The sequence below is a fragment of the Dyella sp. EPa41 genome (assembly GCF_016586165.1).
Lineage (GTDB): Bacteria > Pseudomonadota > Gammaproteobacteria > Xanthomonadales > Rhodanobacteraceae > Dyella.
Map to the genome: position 1 here is coordinate 1 of NZ_BCPR01000012.1, position 15,418 is coordinate 15,418.

Here is a 15,418-nt window from a genome sequence, read left to right on the forward strand (position 1 = left end):
GCGGATCTTTGCTCCCTCCCCCAAAGCAGGAGCGCGAACCTTTACCCCCTCCCCTGCTTGCAGGGGAGGGTTGGGGAGGGGTCACGCCACACCGACGAAACCCCTCCCGCCCAGCAACTAGCACTTCACCGCCCACATCCTTCACCGCCCACTGCTTCAACAGAGAACAGACCTTCACCCCTTCCCCAACAAGCAGAACCGCGAGCCTTTACCCTCTCCCCTGCTTGCAGGGGAGGGCTGGGGAGGGGTCGCGCCACACTGGCGAACCCTTCCCGCTCAGCAACAGCTCACCGTCACCGCACCTCACCGCCCATCCTTCGCCGTCCACTGCATCACGCACGCATTAACCACCTCATACCGCTGCACTTTGTTCCGCAGCTTGAGCACCCAATGGTTCTCGCCGGTGAAGCACCAGCTTGCTCGAAATGCCTCGCCGCTGCAGCGCAGTGACCGCACCCACGCCCTGCATGTCGTGAACGCGAGAACACCCAGCTGGAATGAACCACCAGCATCCACGCTCGCCAGTCCTCGACGAACCACACCGCTTCGCTCTTGTAGTACATGGCCCACACATCGAACTCGCCATGGTGGCCCACCAGATCGCATCCGCAGCTCTTCAGATAAACCCTCTGTCCGGAAGCAGCATGGGATGCCAGCTACACACTCAGAACGATGACGCGAACACTCAGACGCGCCGACAAAGCCGTCAGCCCAATCCGACGTCCGAATTCCGTCGCTGCGCGTACGGCTCTCGTGCCGACCGATCCATCGATAGCCGTCGATGACAAGCGCGGCATACAGCGTGCTGCCAATACAAGCGAGCACCTGGTCGTTCCGAACCTACAAAGAGAATCCCCCCGAGGGGAAGCAGAACTGGGGCTCAGTCGCATCACCGGCATTTTCACCAAGGTTATGAGGAGCCCCCATGAAGTACGTACAGAAAGGCTTTACCCTGATCGAACTGATGATCGTCGTGGCGATCATCGCGATCCTGGCCGCCATCGCCATCCCGCAGTATCAGAACTACACCATCCGTGCCAAGGTTTCGGAAGGCTTGGTGCTGGCTGATGCCGCGAAGCTTTCCGTGGCCGAAACCATTGCGTCCAATTTCGGCACTGCCATCACCAAATACGATGGCACCGGGGACGCGGACGCAGACAGCTATGGTTATGAGTTCACGACCACCAACAGTGTTGCAAGCATTGCCATTGCCGCGACCAACGCTTCACCCAAAACGGGCGACGGCCAGATCACTGTCACGTTCAGCAGCTCATTCCCTATTCCCGGCATGGTTCTTCACCTGACGCCCGGCAGTGGCACGGTGGTAAAAGGCAAGCCCACGGGCGCCGTGTTGGCGGGCCAACCTATCGTCTGGGGTTGCGACGCCGGCGCGAAGACTACAAATTACAAGTACGTCCCTTCGAATTGCCGCAGCTAAGCTCAACCTTGCGCTAGTAGTCATAAAGAAGCCGCCGAAAGGCGGCTTCTTTTCTAGCTCTTCCAGAAAAGAAAGGCGGCCCTATGGCCGCCCTTCCCTTGCCTGTTCCACACGCTTACTTAGCGTCGCCCTTCCCACTGTCGGCCGAAGTCCACTGCTTCAACCACGCATTGACCGTCTCATGCCACTGCACGCTGTTCTGCGGCTTGAGCACCCAATGGTTCTCATCCGGGAAGTGCAGCAGCTTGCTCGGGATGCCACGACGCTGCAGCGCGGTGAAGGCACCAAGGCCCTGCGTATCGGGAATGCGGAAATCCTTGGCCGAGTGGATGACCAGCATCGGCACGCGCCAATCCTTCACGTGGTTGACCGGATTGAACTTCTCGTAGTTCTCCGGGTGCTCGTACTGCGTGCCGCCGTTCTCGCGCTCTTCGAACCAGAGCTCTTCGGTGTCGTAATACATGGCACGCGCGTCGAACACACCGTCATGGTCCACCAGGCACTTCCACGGCTGGTTCCACACGCCGGCGATCCAATACGTCATGTAGCCGCCGTAGCTGGCGCCCAGCGCGCACGCGCGATCGCCATCGAGGAACTTGTACTTGGAAAGCGCCGCACTCCAACCCGCCTTCAGGTCTTCCAGCGGCTTGCCGCCCCAGTCACCGGAGATCGAATCGGTGAAGGCCTGTCCATAACCAGTGGAACCGTGGAAGTTGATGGTGACCACGGCAAAACCCTGGCCCGCGTAGGTCTGCGGGTTCCAGCGGTAGCTCCAGCCGTTGCTCATGGCACCCTGCGGGCCGCCATGGATGATGAAGGCCACCGGGTACTTCTTGCCCGATTTGTAGTTGGCCGGCTTCACCACGTAGCCCTGCACCGTCTCGTTGTTCCAACCCTTGAAGGTGAAGAACTCCGGCTCGCCCATCTGCGCGTTCTTCAGGCGCGCGGCGTTGTAGTGCGTCACCTGCTTGAGACCCTTGCCCTGCAGGTCGGCGACATAGAGGTCAGCGGAGCGCTTGAGGTCGTCGCGCTGCACCAGCAGCTTCGACTTGCCGGCCGAGTAGGCACCGACATCGCCCGCCGTCACCAGCGTCGTGACCTTGCCGGTCGCAGCGTCGATGGCAAACAGCGGGTGCTGGCCCTGGTCATCGGCGGTGGCGTAAAGCGTCTTGCCGTCGGCTGAAATCTGCAGGCCGCCAGCGGAGCGATCCCACTGGGGAGCCACTTCGCGCTTCTGCCCGGTCGCCAGATCCAGCGCCATAATGCCGAAGCGATCGGCCTCGGACACCGGCGTCTTCATCGCCAGGTAGTACAGCGTCTTGCCGTCTGGCGAGGGCAGCGGGAACGCATCCCAGGCCTGGTTGGCGGCAGTGAGGTTGTTCGGCGCCGCCGAGCCATCGGCGGGCACGCTGTAGACGTCGAAGTTGGTCGACCACGGCTCGGTCTTGCCAGCCACGCGCACGCTGAAATAGACCGTCTTGCCGTCGGGCGAGAAGCTGAACTCGTCGTCGCCACCGAAGGGCTTGCTCGGCACATCGCCGTCGATGCCATGGGTAAGAAGCAGCGGCTGTTCACTGGCGTTATCGACATCGGTGACAAACAGCTGCGCGCGGCGGCCGTCGGACCAGGTGTCCCAATGGCGCACGAACAGCTTGTCGTAGACCGTGCCCGAGGCCTTGTCGGCAGCGCGGCCGTCCAGGCGCTCCTTGGTGCAGGCCAGGTCGGCACAATCGGTGAACACGCCAAAGGTCAGCAGCACCTTCTTGCCATCCGGCGAGAGCTTGTAACCATCCACGTCGATCGGCGCATGCGTGACCTGCACCGCCTCCGCTGAAGCCGTGGGCGAGCGGCGCCAAACCTGCGCCACGCCGTCCTTCGCCGCGACGTAGTAGAAGGCCTGGCCATCCGGCGCCCAGCGCGGCGACGAGGCCTTCTCCACCAGCCTCACCGGCGTGCCGCCCTTGCCGAGATCCAGCAGGTAGATCGACGTCACGCCCTTGTTCGCCGCGTAATCGGTAGCACGCACGGTATACAGCGCATACCGCCCATCCGGCGACAACTGCGGATCGCCCACGCGATCCATCATCACGAGATCGCGGATATTGAACGGATGCGGTCCATGGTTTTCGACCTCGGCCGCCACGGCAGAGGTTCCGGCCAGCGCAAGCGCCAGCGCGACAAACAAGGGTTTCATTGGAGGGTTCCCTGGGTGCTGCGAAGGCGTTGACGGTAAGAGGCATGGCGTTGCGGCGCAAGCCGGCGCCCCCATCGGCCGCAGCTGGCGCACGGCTATATCGATAAGAACGGGAACCGCACTGCATCCCTCCCGTCCCGCTATATCGAACGGATATGGGCCATGGAAGCCGCGCTGAAGCGCCCTGCAGCGAGCCCCCGGAAGCCAACGCCTCGGCGGCAGATTCGCCCCCTCAAGCCCGAAATTACGCGGGACTTGCGGCCAGGCGCCCCTAAAAGGAGTGACCACCAAGGGCGCTTCGTGATCCCTGCCCCATATCACAATGACACCCAGCGTCACTTTGTGACAAGCAAAGGCACGCCCTTCAAATCGACCATTTCCGCTTAACCAGGTACCGGAGTCATCGAATTGCTCGATCCCGTGACAGCGTGCACAATCTTCGTGCCTACCGAACACCTACATAACAGTAGGCAATCACCTACGATATGGCCCGGCACGTAATGTGCTGTAAGTGCCATGAGCTTCCTGGTCGTTCCAGACCGCTGTAAGGGGAACCGTTCCCGCCTAGGGGGATTCGGGGCCGGGGCTCAGGGGGCATCACCGGTTAGCTAATCAAACAGAGGAACCACCATGAAGAACGTACAGAAGGGCTTCACCCTGATCGAACTGATGATCGTCGTGGCGATCATCGCGATCCTGGCCGCCATCGCCGTGCCGGCTTACCAGAACTACATCATCCGCTCGAAGGTGACCGAGGCGGTCTCCGCCATCGATATGGCGCGTACTGCCGTTGCGGAGACCTTCCAGTCCACCGGTACTGTCCCTGGTAGCAACCAGTCGGCAGGTCTGCCGGCCACGCAGGCGAGCGTTCAAACGACGTACGTTGACGACCTGGAGGTCGGCCAGAACGGTATTATCACGGCCACGATCCGTGCCACCAATAGCGATGCAGACCAGAAAAAGGTCATTTTCAAGCCGTATGAGTCTGATGGCGCGACTGCACTTACCAACGGTGCCAATTACTCCGGTCCGATCACCTGGAAGTGCACGGGTGGCGACGTACCGACCAAGTATCTCCCGGCTAGCTGCCGCTGATACTCGCTTTACAGCAAGTCCTTCGAAGGGCCGCATACTTGCGGCCCTTCTTTGTTTGCGCGGAAACAGCAAGCTGGCATCAGTCCCGGCCCCTGCTTGGCTAACATGACGCACCCAACCCGCCGGATCGTCCTGATGCATGTGAATGAACGCACTCGTCTATGGCTGCCTTGGCTACTGCTGGCTCTTGCAGCGCTGGCCACGGCGGCCGTGTACGCACCAGGCATGACTGGCGGTTGGGTGTTCGACGACTTCCCCAATATCGTGGATAACTCCGGCATCCACATCACGCCTGGGCAATCAACACTGGCGGCCTGGGTGAATTCGGCACTCTCTTCACCGTCGAGCTTTCTGCGCCGGCCATTGGCTTCGCTCACGTTCTCCCTGAACTGGTATGCCGGCAACGGGGATCCTCTGCCGTTCAAGATCACTAACATCGTCATCCACCTGATCAACGGCTTATTGCTGTTTTGCATGCTGCGGGTGCTGTTGCAATTGCTGTGGTTGCGAAAGGGTGGGCGTTCCGCCACGGCCCCACCCCATCTGCCGACAAAACAAGGGGACGCCATCGCCTTCGACCAGGCCGGCGCGACACGCCTCGCGTTGATCGTGAGCGCGGCGTGGATGCTACTGCCCATCAACCTGATGGCCGTGTTGTACGTCGTGCAACGTATGGAAAGCCTGTGCCAGGTATTCATCCTGGCGGGCTTGTGGGCATACCTGCATGGCCGCTGGATGATGCTGACGGCGAGCCACTCGCGCCAGGACAGAAAAGGGCTTGTATTGGCCATCAGCGGCATCGCGTTGGGCACGGCATTGGGGCTGACGTCGAAAGAGACCGCTGTCCTGCTGCCGGTGTTCGCTTTCCTGGTCGAATGGATCGTGCTGCGATTCGCGCGCGCAGCCCCTGCTGGACACCGACAGCCGGAAGGGCCCAGAAAAGAGACGCAGGATCCGCGGCTTTGGTGGACATTTATCATCACCCTGTTTTTGCCCGCCTTGCTGGGCTTCGTGTGGCTGCTGCATGCGGCCCTACGCCCCAGCGCGTGGGCCGGCCGCGATTTCAATCTCGCGCAGCGGCTTCTGACCGAGCCACGAGTTCTTGTGGATTATCTGCACTGGACGCTGCTGCCCAATCCAACGGTGTTGAGCCTCTACCACGACGAGATTGTTGTATCGACGGGGCTGCTGATGCCGTGGACAACGCTGGGCGCAATAGTTTTGCTGGTCGCGTTGATCGTACTAGCCGTAAAGCTCCGCAACCGCCACCCTCTGGTTTCTCTAGGCATCGGCTGGTTTTTCGCCGCGCAGCTGCTGACAGCCACCATCATTCCTCTGGAGCTCGTATACGAGCAGCGCATGTATTTCGGATCGATCGGCGTGCTGCTGGCAGCGGGAACATGGCTGCTTGGCCTGCGCTGGAAGATTGCACTGCCGATACTGCGCGGGTTCCTGGTAGCCACCGCCTTGATGTGGTTCGCGCTGGTCACCCACCTGCGCGCCCTGGAGTGGTCCAACCCTTTGCGGCTGGCCATTGCGGAAGCCAATGACCACCCCACATCAGAGCGCGCGGTGTACGAAGCCGGCCGCCTGCTGCTGATCGCATCGGACTATCAACCCGGCAAGACACAGGATGAGTCAGTGAAGTACTTGCGACGGGCAGCCGCCATCCCGGGCTCATCCGTATTGCCCGACCAGGCGTTGATCATGCTCGTCGATCACGGTCGGCCAGGCGACGATCTTGCCTTCTGGGATTCGATGGTCCGCAAACTGCGCGACCAACCCACAGGGCAGGAAAATATCTCTGCGCTAATTACGCTGACCCAGTGTTATAGCAAAAGCATCTGTAGATTCGATGTCACCCAATTGCAGCGCGCCTACCAGGCAGTGCTTTCACGGCCACACCCCATTGCGCGCCTCAACGGCGCCTACGCGGTCTTCCAGCGCGATATCCTGCACGATGACATGCTCGCGGCAAAATATCTGGCGCTTGCGGTCACCGGCGATCCAAACGAACCGGCCTATCGCATTGACCTTGCCGTGTTGTATGCGCGCCAGGGTCAGATGGAAAAGGGGCGGGAGCAGATTGATGCGCTGAGACGCTTGAACTATGCCGGGCGCCTCGACCGACAGATCGCGGAGCTCGAACGCAGATTGGCGCCAGGCAAGGCGCCGTTGTCGAAGTAGCAGCAACGGACCCCATTCAAACAGTCATGAAATCAAATGCCCTCCCCCCCCACGAGGACCAGGACTTGCGGTTCGCGTTTGGCCGCAATTGGAAATCCTTTCTCTCGACACTCGATGAGCGCCGAATCAACGAGGCGCAGCGTCGGCTATGCGAATCGCTGGGTCACGACCAACTACGGGGCATGCGGGTACTGGACATCGGCTCGGGCAGCGGCCTTTCGAGCCTGGTGATGCACCAGTTGGGCGCGGACGTCGTGGCCTTTGACTACGATGTCGATTCGGTAGCCTGCACGGAGGAATTGCGCAGGCGCTACGCGCCGAATGCAACAAACTGGCAAATCATGCAAGGCTCGGCGCTTGATCCGACGTTCATGGCCGGATTAGGACAATTCGATCTGGTCTACAGCTGGGGGGTTCTGCACCACACGGGTGCCATGTGGCCTGCCATTGATCTGGCTGCGACTCGTGTTGCCCCGCACGGGACATTGCTCCTGGCGCTGTACAACGACCAAGGGCGCCGCTCACGGATCTGGCATACGATCAAGCGCATTTATTGCAGCAGCACACTCGGGTGCTGGCTGGTTGGCGCCACCTTCTACCCGCTGTTTGCCACGTATGCGCTGTGGCAAGACCTGCGGCATTTCCACATGCCTGGTTCTCACGCGCGCAACTATGCGCGCAAGCGCGGCATGTCCCTTTTTCACGACTGGCGGGATTGGCTGGGAGGATATCCTTTCGAGGTCGCCAAACCCGAAGAGGTCGTGCGCAAACTCGCCGCAGCCGGATTCGAATTGCAAAGCCAAACCCTTACCCAAGGCTTGGGCTGCAACGAATTCGTTTTCGCCAAGAGCGCATTGTCGCATGACAAGTGAGTTCGCGCATGCCATGCGAAGCGCCGAGCTGGCGCTCGCCATGCCGCTGCTACCCGCTGGCGGCAGGATTCTTGAACTTGGCGCGGGTGATGGATGGCAAGCATCCATTCTCACCCAGCACGGATTCACTGTTACGGCTATCGATGTCGAGGGCGTTGCCGCAGGGTCTACGCAATATGCCCCGGTCACTCTCTACGATGGCCGAACACTGCCCTTTCCTGACGACTCCTTCGACGCTGTCTATTCCTCCAATGTGCTCGAACACATAAAGGACTTCGACCGGATCCAGGCGGAACTGGCGCGAGTGCTCACGATCGAAGGCATCGCAGTGCACTGCCTTCCCTCGGCAACGTGGCGTTTCTGGACGACACTCGGCCACCCTTTCCACGCTGCGAGGTGGCTTTGGAGTTCGCGCAAACCTCTGCCCTCACCACCAAGCTCGTCGCAAGCTTCGGGCACGCGCCCCTCTTTGATCGATAAGAGCATGCTTGGATTGCTGCGACTAGGATTGATCGCACCAAGACATGGCGAACATGGCAACTTGCTTACGGAACACTATCTGTTCAGTCGTAGCGCCTGGAAGCGCCGGTTCGAGCAAACCGGGTGGCAAATTCAAGTGACACGCCCGACGGGTTTGTTCTATTCCGGGAATGAGCTCTTCGGCCTGCGCTTGACCCGTCAATTTCGTGGATTGGTGGCAAGAATGCTTGGTAGTAGCACATTCCTACTTACAGCGCGCGCCGCACCGAGCGCGAGCCTGAGTCGACCTTTGAGGCAAACTCGATGACATACAGGCATGATAGCGAAGCCCAAACCGAGCAAGATTAAATGACGATGATGTACGCAAAACGTCTAGGCAGGGCCGCAAAATGGCTACTGACCGGAAGCGCTGCGCAGCGAAGGCGCGTGAGACAGGAATTGGCTCGCGCATCGGCTGCTATATTCGGCGACTTTCCAATCAGCGAGGATCACAAACTTTGGCGTGACGACAAGGCGTTCCTAGATGACTTCAGCCGCATGTCGCCAGGAAATCCGTATTCGCAGGATAGAAAATGGACGTTGCGCGAATACGTAAAGGTCAGCAATACGCTACAGGGAGACCTGGCCGAATGCGGCTGCCATGTCGGCACATCTGCGTTTTTCATCGCTCAAGCGTCTTCGCATGGAAAACTGTACTTGTTTGATTCATTCCAAGGGCTGTCCGCCCCGGATGAGACAGATTTGGATGTCGCGGAATCCGTGATGCCCTGGTCTAAAGGTGGTGGCGACATGACTGCGAGCGAGGCAACGCTTCGACACAATCTCTCCCGCTACGACTCAATCGCGATACTACCCGGCTGGATCCCTGAACGGTTCGCTGAAATCGCGGATCATCAATTCCGACTTGTACATGTCGACGTCGACCTCTATCAACCAACGCGCGACAGCCTCATTTTTTTCTATCCCAGACTCGTAAAGGGCGGCATAATCGTCATGGATGATTACGGATTCAAGACCTGCCCCGGCGCAACACGCGCCGCAGACGAATTGGCCGCATCGGAAGGCTTTCAGATTCTGCACCTCGCCACCGGCCAGGGTGTAATCATGAAACGCTGACCTCACCCGCACGCAATGACGTCACGCAGGATTCCTTTTGCGCGAGCACCTCGATGATATTGCCACCTGCGTGTAGTCGATCAGCCATACCGAGCAACAGTCTAAGCACGTAGTTTTTGGGCGAAAAAGGCCAAAAGGGAGTTTTGTTACTGTTGAATGTAGATAAGCTCAGAACGCTGAAGCCTGCTTCAGCAAGCAAGGTTGCGGCTGTTGAGGGCGTGAAGAAGTAAGTATGGTGCAACGAATAGGCATCGAATCGCGAAAGCTTCCCACCAATACTCAGCGTGCGACGAAGACGGTCAAGGTCATTGTCGAACTGCTGCGGCACTTCCAAAACAAATAGTCCACCTGGCTTGAGAATCCGCGCACACCAGCGAGCATGTGCAAGCGGGTCTGGCATATGTTCGAGCACATGATTCATGTGAATGGCGTCGAATTGCGACTCCACCATTCCTCCAACACCGTCAATCGACAGCAGCGTCACACCATTCTTTTGTTTTGCGGCTGCTCGCGCGTCTTCGGACAGCTCTATACCAATGCAATCATGTCCGGCGTCAAGACCCGCCCGAACAAAGTCGCCAGTGGCTGCACCGTAATCGAGAATCGACAACGGCCCCTCTTTGCCAGCCGCGTGCTCAAGACGCGCAATCCTCGCGCGCATGTAGTCAACTCTGGCCTTCACGGATGACTCATAGTCAGCAGGCGAAGCGCCGTCACCACCGAAATACATGGCATCGGTGTAGAGCTGCACATAACCCTCGGCACTTGGCCGAGGACTCAACCATCGCAAAGAACAGGCCGGGCATCGCAGTACGTCGAATGGCGATACGAGATTCAAGTATTCACGCCATCGCGGATCAGGCATTCCGCGCGCGCCCTCGCACAGCAAACAATCGCGCACTGTTTCAACCGGAAGTTCGCAAAGCCGGCTTTGCCAAGAGTTACTCATGACCCGCCTCAAATCGATCGCCACCACACCACGCACCCACCAGCGCAATCAGCAAATTTGTCGATATATTTGCGGTACGAATCAGTAGCGCCAACGCGCCAGCCTGCGCCAGGTCCAAGCCAAACCCATGGCCACCCAACATATAGATCGCTTCCGTCACACCAAGGTTACCTGGCAATACTGCGATGAGGGACGATGCATAAACCAGGCATGTCAATATTAGTGCTTGCCCAAGCCCAATCGGGGCATCAAAGCACGCATAGACCCAATACAGTAGAAATGTGCCGAGCACATACTGCGCGACAACACCACCGATGCCGCGCGGCGTGATGCCGGTGACGGCACGGACCATGAGCTGCTTTCGGTTCGCCAGCCAAGTGGGGTGCGTTATGTTGCTTAACCACTTTAACCACAGTTTGCGCATGAAAAACATGGCAAGACACAGGAAAAATAGTATAAGAGCAGGCCAGCGGCCGCGCGCGTCGCCCATGAGCAGCAGCCCAGCCGCCAATCCCGCAATCGCAATCCAGAGGCTCAACGCGAGCTGACGCCAAGTCGCCAGCAGGCTGTCTGCAACGCTCACCTTGTGTCTCCCCAGCCATGCCACGCGGATTGCGATGCTACCGGCCTGTAATGGAGCCACATAGTTGGCCAATGCTCCCCATGCCCATACAGGCATGAAACGCCAGACTCGCAAGCGGACTGGCGTATCGAGGAATACCAGAAAGTTGTTCGCCTGCACCAAGGTGGCACAAGCCATGATCAAGACAGCACCCACGAAGGTCAGTGCCTGCGCGCGCCAGATCGATGCAAGCGTCGGCCACCAGTAGACAACCAGAATAATTGCCACAGCCACAAGCAGTAGATATGCCGCATTGCGCCACACTTGCCATGGCCGGATCATGACTGCCCCCCCGCAGCCTCATTATCCAGCAACGCCAGATAGCGCGAGGCAATGACTTGGGAATGGTGGACTGCGAGTACCGCCTCAATGCCAGATGATGGCTGTTTCAACTCTTCATCCATAGCACGTGCCAAGGCAGTGGCGCTACCGACTGGCACGAGGCGACCGTAGCGTCCATCATTGAGCATCTCGCGCGGACCGTGCGGGCAATCGGTTGATACAACCGGGACTCCCAGCGCCAAAGCTTCCAGTAGAACGTTTGGATAGCCTTCCCAGCGGGACGAAAGAACGTGCAGCTTCGCATCCGCCAGTACACGATACGGGTTGTCCATCGCGCCGGTAAGCAGGACGCGATCCGTCAAGCCAAGTTCATCCACTAAGTGCTTCAGGTACATATGCAGCTCGCCCCCACCGACGATGACCAGGCGATGACTGGCGCGTAATAGGCTCGCAGCATAGGCGTGCAACAGGGTGGAATGATCTTTTTGCTCAGCCAATCGTCCAAGCGATGCCACGTACGGCTCATCGCCGTGCCCCGACAGGGGCAACCCTACTTCGGCCAGATGTCGCAGCCGGTCGACATCAACCGGATTGCGTATGACGTGAATACGGTCACCCGAAAGACCTAACCCACGCAGATCCTGCGCAACGCCCGTTGATACAGCGATTAAATTATCAGCATCCCGATAGAGCCAACGCATTGCCAGTCGTTTCAGGGCACCCTTCGCATTGACCAGGCTGGCAGCTTCCCGCAGCACAAGGCGCGCACGAGTACGCGCCACCATGCATGCCAACACTACAAGCAAATTGGTACCGGTCATCGTGCTCAATACCGCATGTGGCCTAATCGTGTGGATGACCGATACCAACCTAGGGAATGACCTCCATGCCAATGCAAGGCCCTTGGGCGCGTCACCGGCATCGACCAACTCGTGCAACGTCACCTCGCCCGGAACAAACGACCTCAGCGGACCGCCGCCGAGCAAAACCGCTACGTGCACTTCTCGACCCGAGGCGACGAAGGATCCAGCCAGTTGCAGCAACACACGCTCGCCACCCCCACGCTCGAGGCTCGGCAACACCAGCAAAATGCGATCGGCACGTGCAGTCACGTGATCAACCTGTGCGCCAGCGCAGGTACGCGTAGGCTAGCCACAGAGGCTGGGAATGATCGGCACGCCCTGCGCGGTGCTCGCGCAACAGCGCACGCAATCCCGCAACATCTACGACGCCGGTGTTATTTGAATTCGTCATGGCTAGCAGATCATCACCCAACCAATCGCGCAGCCAATGGCTGACCGGCGAAGCGAATCCCTGCTTGCGACGATTCCAGATGAAGTCTGGCACTCGACCGCGCATGGCCGCCTGCAGCAACTGCTTTCCTCGCATGCCTGAAAAGTGCCATTGCCAAGGCAGGCGGATCGCAAATTCAAACAACGCTTTGTCCAGGAACGGACTGCGCGCCTCGAGCGAATACATCATCGTTGCGCGGTCGACTTTCTGCAGGATGTCCTGAGGCAAATAGACCAGGCAATCCATCAGCAGCATATGCCTCAGTTCGGCCGGGTCATCGGGCCATGGCCGATCGGGCATCGGGTTTCCCGCACCAAGCCCAGGTACCAGTTGCGCGAGCGTCTCCTTGCGGATGGCCGGCGGGCCTATATAGGTGTCCCGGTCCTCACGCGCCAACCGCACAAAAAGATGTGCACGCTTCAAAAGGCTACCACTGTGATGCGCATAGGGCTCCGGCGTCGCCAGCACGCTGCGTTCAACCACCGAGCGCAACGCAGCCGGCAGGCGGTGATACCTCTGACGCAACAGGCGGCCCATATACCTTGCGTATCCGCCGAAGATCTCGTCGCTACCGTCGCCCGTCAACACGACTTTGACGTGCTTGGCCGCCACGGAAGCAACCAGCGCGCTTGGCACCAGCGATGAGTCGCCGAATGGCTGACCCATCCGACGTGGCAGGTCGGCTGCAAGGGCCGCTGCCACCTCCGGCCTGATCTCCTCGGCGGTATGTAGCGTACCTAGCTCGGCCGCAGCACGTGCCGCCGGCGCGCGCTCATCGTAGGTCGGCTCGGCGAAGCCGGCGGTGAACGTTCGCAGTCTCCCGAACCCGGATTCCTGCGCCAGCGCGCACACCGTGGTCGAATCGATGCCTCCGGAAAGGAACGCCCCGACCTCGACATCGGACGCCAACTGGCGCCGACGCACGGCTTGGGTCAACAAATCCCGGACGTGCTCTGCGGCTTCGGAAAAGCTCCCTGTCCACGGTTCGACCGAAGGCTTCCAATAACGCTCCTGAACCAGGGCACCATTTGCGCGCAGCCACAGCGTGTGCGCAGGCAAAACCTCGCTGACGCCTGCCACGCTGGTTTTTCCAGGTAACGCGTAACCGTAGCGAAAATAGTCCGCGATGCCTGCAGCATCCTCGGTAACGGCCACATCCGGAGTCAGCGCCGCCAGTGCCGGCAACTCGGAGGCGCAGGCAAACGTTTCCCCGCGGCATCGGTAATACAGAGGTTTCTTGCCAAAGCGGTCCCTGGAGAGCAGCAGGTCGCCGGAGGTCGTATCGTGCAACACGAACGCCCACATGCCATCCAGGCGCTCGATGAACCTCGCGCCTTCCGTGACCAACCCGGCCAGCAGCACCTCGGTGTCGCTGTCATCCCGGAAGTCCCAGCGCCCGGTCAACTGGGCACGCAGTTCCCGGTAGTTATAGATCTCTCCATTGAACACAAGGACCCAACACCCACTGGGATCGCGCATGGGCTGATGCCCACCCTTGAGATCAATGATCGCCAGCCGCGTATGTCCGGCGATGAAATCGTCGCCAGCAAAGCTCCCGGACTCATCGGGTCCGCGAAGCCTGAGTCGCTGCAACGCCGTGTCCATGCGTTCGCGGCGCTCACCGGGTGAGATCGTTGGCGCGCGGAGAAAGGCTATTCCACACATGAGGAGCGATGCCTCTCGTCTGCCGTCAGCGCGGCCAGAAACAGGGTTTCGTAACAACGCGCGGTATCTGCCCAGGTTCCGATCCGGTTCTGCGCAAATGTACGTGCGCGCTCACCACGGCGGTGCAGCTCCGCACGATTGTCGATCGCCTGGTCCAGCGCGGCGGCCAATGCATCCGCGTCATCGACTGCGACCAGCCAACCGTTGTCACCGTTGCTTACCATTCCCTGCACACCCTCCAGATCGGTAGAGATGACCGGCAGGCCGCTCGCCAGAGCTTCCACGACAACATTCGGGCGTCCTTCCGAACGGCTGGAAAGGACGAATACATCCGCCTCGGAAAAGCATTTCGGCATATCGGTAGCGGGCACGATGCCAACAAACGTGAAACAGGATGACACGCCGCGGGATGCGGCTTGGGCGAGCAACGGCTCACGCTCGGGTCCACCGCCCACGACCCATACATGCATCCGATCTCGATGGCGCGCGCGCGCAACAGCCTCGACCAGAACGTCGAAACCTTTAAGGCGAATCAGGTTGCCCACCGCGAGCACCCGCAAGCCGGCGTCGGCCGAGATCTTCCTGTCAATCTGGAAGAACGCGTCGTCGGCGCCATTGAGGCACGCATGGATATCGGCGCTACGCTGCGGATATTGCGCGCGTAGATTTTCGGCCATTGCCTCCGAAACACAAATCACGATTCGACTATTGCGCATGGCCAGATCCAAAATCATCCGGTCCACCCATGAACGCGTCGAGCGCGCCACATCACTTCCTCGCAAAGTCGTGATGACGGGCTTCCTCCGCAAACGTCCCACGGCTCCTGCCAAAGCTCCGCAGACTGACCAGTTCGCATGGATCAGGTCCGCACGGCTCGCGAGCAACAGGCAGCGCCAAAATAACCCTAACAGCAAGCCCGGCAGCAAAAATGCCTTCCAAGGCGCGCGCTGCAGGCCCGTCACGACGCCTCCAGAGCCCTGGGCCAATGTACGCCATGCTCTGGGGGCATAACGCACGGCATGAATTTGAATGTCCGATGCTGCGCCGTCGCCGGATGTCGGCCCTGTCGGATTTGAATCGGCGGGACATACGACCTCTATCGCGCAAGTTGCCGATAGATGCCGATAAAGGCTTTGGACGAACAGGCCAGCGCAGCTGTCCGGACGCAACGGATACGACGTGGTCAGCGCGAGCAACCGCAGTGTCTTCATATCCGCGTCACGCA

12 protein-coding genes are annotated in these 15,418 nt (G+C 59.8%); 6 read left to right on the forward strand and 6 right to left on the reverse strand.

Annotation, left to right across the window (positions count from 1 at the left end; genetic code table 11):
* Positions 1 to 925 precede the first annotated feature (925 nt).
* The gene (locus JMF82_RS05980; RefSeq protein WP_201313619.1) at positions 926 to 1,438 is read left to right on the forward strand and encodes a pilin; all 513 of its coding nucleotides are present in this window, start codon (positions 926 to 928) and stop codon (positions 1,436 to 1,438) included.
* Positions 1,439 to 1,553: 115 nt separating this feature from the next.
* On the opposite strand, the gene JMF82_RS05985 is transcribed toward JMF82_RS05980, so the two are convergent.
* Positions 1,554 to 3,632 carry a S9 family peptidase gene (locus JMF82_RS05985; protein WP_201313620.1) on the reverse strand — a complete coding sequence of 693 codons (2,079 nt, stop codon included), beginning with the start codon at positions 3,630 to 3,632 and terminating at the stop codon, positions 1,554 to 1,556.
* Positions 3,633 to 4,262: 630 nt separating this feature from the next.
* Between JMF82_RS05985 and JMF82_RS05990 the strand changes: the two genes are divergently transcribed.
* The 5 genes from JMF82_RS05990 (at position 4,263) to JMF82_RS06010 (ending at position 9,382) form a co-directional block, all read left to right on the forward strand.
* On the forward strand, positions 4,263 to 4,727 hold the full coding sequence (locus tag JMF82_RS05990) for a pilin (RefSeq protein WP_201313621.1): 465 nt from the start codon (positions 4,263 to 4,265) through the stop codon (positions 4,725 to 4,727).
* A 135-nt stretch (positions 4,728 to 4,862) separates the two neighbouring features.
* Positions 4,863 to 6,914: a hypothetical protein gene (locus tag JMF82_RS05995; RefSeq protein ID WP_201313622.1), complete on the forward strand. Its 2,052-nt coding sequence runs from the start codon at positions 4,863 to 4,865 to the stop codon at positions 6,912 to 6,914.
* A 26-nt stretch (positions 6,915 to 6,940) separates the two neighbouring features.
* The gene (locus JMF82_RS06000; protein ID WP_201313623.1) at positions 6,941 to 7,786 is read left to right on the forward strand and encodes a class I SAM-dependent methyltransferase; all 846 of its coding nucleotides are present in this window, start codon (positions 6,941 to 6,943) and stop codon (positions 7,784 to 7,786) included.
* Positions 7,776 to 8,573: a class I SAM-dependent methyltransferase gene (locus JMF82_RS06005; protein WP_201313624.1), complete on the forward strand. Its 798-nt coding sequence runs from the start codon at positions 7,776 to 7,778 to the stop codon at positions 8,571 to 8,573. Before JMF82_RS06000 ends, JMF82_RS06005 begins: the two co-directional genes overlap by 11 nt.
* A 41-nt stretch (positions 8,574 to 8,614) precedes the next feature.
* Positions 8,615 to 9,382, forward strand: a complete 768-nt coding sequence (locus JMF82_RS06010; protein ID WP_201313625.1) for a TylF/MycF/NovP-related O-methyltransferase — start codon at positions 8,615 to 8,617, stop codon at positions 9,380 to 9,382.
* On the opposite strand, the gene JMF82_RS06015 is transcribed toward JMF82_RS06010, so the two are convergent.
* From JMF82_RS06015 to JMF82_RS06035, 5 genes are all read right to left on the reverse strand, one after another.
* On the reverse strand, positions 9,369 to 10,133 hold the full coding sequence (locus JMF82_RS06015) for a class I SAM-dependent methyltransferase (protein WP_201313626.1): 765 nt from the start codon (positions 10,131 to 10,133) through the stop codon (positions 9,369 to 9,371). The genes JMF82_RS06010 and JMF82_RS06015 overlap by 14 nt on opposite strands.
* Positions 10,134 to 10,323: 190 nt before the next feature.
* Positions 10,324 to 11,235 carry a lysylphosphatidylglycerol synthase domain-containing protein gene (locus tag JMF82_RS06020; RefSeq protein WP_201313627.1) on the reverse strand — a complete coding sequence of 304 codons (912 nt, stop codon included), beginning with the start codon at positions 11,233 to 11,235 and terminating at the stop codon, positions 10,324 to 10,326.
* Positions 11,232 to 12,347: a glycosyltransferase gene (locus JMF82_RS06025; RefSeq protein WP_201313628.1), complete on the reverse strand. Its 1,116-nt coding sequence runs from the start codon at positions 12,345 to 12,347 to the stop codon at positions 11,232 to 11,234. The genes JMF82_RS06020 and JMF82_RS06025 overlap by 4 nt, the downstream gene beginning before the upstream one ends.
* 4 nt (positions 12,348 to 12,351) lie before the next feature.
* Positions 12,352 to 14,133: an asparagine synthase (glutamine-hydrolyzing) gene (gene asnB / locus JMF82_RS06030; RefSeq protein WP_236585318.1), complete on the reverse strand. Its 1,782-nt coding sequence runs from the start codon at positions 14,131 to 14,133 to the stop codon at positions 12,352 to 12,354.
* Between the two features lie 47 nt (positions 14,134 to 14,180).
* Complete coding sequence (locus JMF82_RS06035; RefSeq protein ID WP_201313630.1) at positions 14,181 to 15,404, reverse strand: glycosyltransferase; 1,224 nt, start codon at positions 15,402 to 15,404, stop codon at positions 14,181 to 14,183.
* Positions 15,405 to 15,418: the final 14 nt, after the last annotated feature.

What these genes read in the sequence shown, in the direction of transcription:
- JMF82_RS05980 (WP_201313619.1), top strand. Translation starts at nt 926, where the DNA reads ATGAAGTACGTACAGAAAGGCTTTACCCTGATCGAACTGATGATCGTC.
- JMF82_RS05985 (WP_201313620.1), bottom strand. Translation starts at nt 3,632, where the DNA reads ATGAAACCCTTGTTTGTCGCGCTGGCGCTTGCGCTGGCCGGAACCTCT.
- JMF82_RS05990 (WP_201313621.1), top strand. Translation starts at nt 4,263, where the DNA reads ATGAAGAACGTACAGAAGGGCTTCACCCTGATCGAACTGATGATCGTC.
- JMF82_RS05995 (WP_201313622.1), top strand. Translation starts at nt 4,863, where the DNA reads ATGCATGTGAATGAACGCACTCGTCTATGGCTGCCTTGGCTACTGCTG.
- JMF82_RS06000 (WP_201313623.1), top strand. Translation starts at nt 6,941, where the DNA reads ATGAAATCAAATGCCCTCCCCCCCCACGAGGACCAGGACTTGCGGTTC.
- JMF82_RS06005 (WP_201313624.1), top strand. Translation starts at nt 7,776, where the DNA reads ATGACAAGTGAGTTCGCGCATGCCATGCGAAGCGCCGAGCTGGCGCTC.
- JMF82_RS06010 (WP_201313625.1), top strand. Translation starts at nt 8,615, where the DNA reads ATGACGATGATGTACGCAAAACGTCTAGGCAGGGCCGCAAAATGGCTA.
- JMF82_RS06020 (WP_201313627.1), bottom strand. Translation starts at nt 11,235, where the DNA reads ATGATCCGGCCATGGCAAGTGTGGCGCAATGCGGCATATCTACTGCTT.
- asnB (WP_236585318.1), bottom strand. Translation starts at nt 14,133, where the DNA reads ATGGACACGGCGTTGCAGCGACTCAGGCTTCGCGGACCCGATGAGTCC.
- JMF82_RS06035 (WP_201313630.1), bottom strand. Translation starts at nt 15,404, where the DNA reads ATGAAGACACTGCGGTTGCTCGCGCTGACCACGTCGTATCCGTTGCGT.